Annotated in this window: 1 protein-coding gene; it reads right to left on the reverse strand. The window is 61.4% G+C overall.

All coding sequences use genetic code 11. The annotated features are described in order from the left end of the window. The coding region (locus PQQ51_RS34155; protein WP_408501596.1) for an efflux RND transporter permease subunit at positions 1-2784 on the reverse strand (2784 nt) is incomplete at both ends.

The following is a 2784-nucleotide window of genomic DNA, read 5'->3' on the forward strand; positions in this document are numbered from 1 at the left end:
AAACCTCATCGAGCTTATCGCCCAGCACACGCCGCACGACCACGTAAAAAACCGGAATCAGCAGCAAACCGAATACGGTCGCAAACAGCATCCCGCCGATCACACCCGTGCCGATTTCGTGACGCGAAGCCGCGCCCGCCCCGGTCGAGATCACCAGTGGAAACACGCCGAGAATAAAAGCCAGCGACGTCATCAGAATCGGCCGCAAACGCAGCTTGCCGGCGGACACCACCGCGTCGAAAAGCGTCATGCCTCGGGCTTGCCCCTCCACCGCGAATTCGACGATCAGGATCGCATTCTTGGCCGCAAGACCGATCACCGTCACCAGTCCGATCTTGAAGTAGATGTCGTTGGGCACCCCGCGCAGCAGACAGAACGACACGATGCCGAGCAAACCTAACGGCACGACCAGCAACACGGCCACCGGGATCGACCAGCTTTCATAGAGCGCCGCGAGGCACAGGAACACGACCACGATCGACAGCACCATCAGCACGGTCGCCGAATTGCCGGCGAGCAGTTCCTGGTATGACTGCCCGGTCCAGTCGGCATGGAAGCCCGGCGGCAACTTGCTGTCCACCGTGTGTTGCAGCGTCTGCATGGCCTGACCGGTCGAATAGCCCGGCGCCGGATTGCCGACGATTTCGATCGCGGAGAAACCGTTATAACGCGGCAACGCGACCGGCCCGACGTTCCAGTTCGCTTTCACGACGCTGGACAGCGGCACCATGTTGTACGGACCAATCGACGTATTCGCAGCAGACGGATTGACGGTGGTCAGATAGCCGCTCGTGTTGGTTGCGCTGCTCGCGTTGCTGGCCGCGCCGGTCGACGCACTGCTGATCCCGCTTGGCGTATAGATATGCTGCAACGAATCCAGTCCCATCCGGTAAGGCGCATCGGCCTGAACATAGACACGCTTGACGCGGCCGCCATACGTGAACTGATCGACGTAATACGGCGCCAGATCCATCTGAATCGAGTTATAGACATCCGTGAGCGACAGCCCCATCGACTGCGCCTGCACGCGGTCCACGGACATTTGCAGTTGCGGCGCATTCGGCAGCGAATTGGGGCGAACGCCATAGAGCGTCGAGTTCTTCGACGCATCGCCCAACAGAATGCCCTCTGCCTGCGCCAGTTGCGCCCGCGTCTGACCGGCGCGTGCCTGCAGGAACATATCGACGCCGCCGAACTGGCTCAGCCCGCGAATAGTCGGCAGATTGACCACGAAAATCTGCGCCCCCTTGATTCCATGCAACACCCGGTTCGCCTGCGGAATCAACTCCATCGCGGTTTGCGAGCGCTTGTTCCAATCGGTCAACTGGATGAACGCCATGCCGACGTTCTCGCTGCTGCCGACAAAGCTGAATCCTTCAACCTGGAATACGGCGGCGATATCCTTGCCGATAGGACTGTGCTTCAACGTGTCCGATATTTCAGCCATGGTCTGATCGGTACGCTGCAGCGTCGCGCCGGTCGGAAGATTCACCAGCGCCAGCATGAAGCCCTGATCTTCATCCGGGACGAAGCTTGTCGGCAAACGCGTGTACAGGAAGCCTGCCAGCACCGTCAGCAACACGAAAAGAATCATCCAGCGCGGCGCGTGGCGCACCGCGCTGCCGATCTGCCGGAAGTAGCCGCGGTTCAGCTTGTCGAAGCCCTTGTCGAACCAGCGGTACACGACATTCTTCTGCTGGTCGTGCGTGGGCCGGAGAAGCGCGGCGCAGAGCGCCGGCGTGAACGACATCGCGAGGAACGCCGAAAACGCCATCGATACCGCAATGGTCAGCGCGAACTGCGCGTAGATAATGCCGGTCGCGCCCGGCTGCAACGCGGACGGCACGAACACAGCGGCCAGCACCACCGTGATCGCGAGAATCGCCCCGGTGATCTGCTTCATGGCCTTGCGGGTCGCCTCCCTGGGTGGAAGCCTCTCCTCGGTCATGATCCGCTCGACGTTTTCGATCACGACGATCGCGTCGTCCACCACGATCCCGATCGCGAGCACCATCCCGAACAGCGTGAGCTGGTTCAGCGAGTAGTGCAACAGCGACAGACCGATAAAGGTGCCCAGCAACGCCACCGGAATCACCAGCGTAGGGATGATCGTGGCCCGCAGATTCTGCAGGAAGATCAGCATCACCACGAACACGAGCACGATCGCTTCCAGCAGCGTTTTGATCACGTCGGTGATCGACGCGGTAATGAACGGCGTCGCATCGTACGGCACGTCCCACGTGACGCCGGCAGGCAGGTCCTTCGCAAGCTCGGCCATCTCGGCTTTCACCGCCTTGGCGACCGCGAGCGCGTTGGCGCCGGGCAGCAGATACACCCCCATGCCGCCTGCCGCTTTGTCCTGGTAGCGAGAGGCCGACCCGTACGTTTGCGCGCCGAAACTGATCCGGGCGACGTCGCTCAGGCGGACCACCGTACCGTTATTGTTGGTCAGCAAAATGATGTCGCGGAACTGCTTCAACGAAGAAAACAGCGTATCCCCGGCAACCGTCGCGGTGAAGACCTGTCCGTTGACCGCCGGGTCCGCGCCGACCGAGCCTGTGGCGAACTGCGCATTCTGCGCGTTGATCGCGTTCAGCACCTGGGTGGTGGATAGCCCATAGCCCTGCAGCTTGTCCGGATTCAGCCAGATACGTATCGCGTATTCCGAGCCCAGCATGAAGGTGCTGCCCACGCCGTTCAACCGTGCAATCACCGGCTGGATTTGCGACGCGATGATGTCGCTCAGGCGCGACGCGTCGATCGACGGATTCTTCGACTGCAGCG

The organism is Paraburkholderia xenovorans (genome assembly GCF_046030735.1).
GTDB lineage: Bacteria > Pseudomonadota > Gammaproteobacteria > Burkholderiales > Burkholderiaceae > Paraburkholderia > Paraburkholderia xenovorans_A.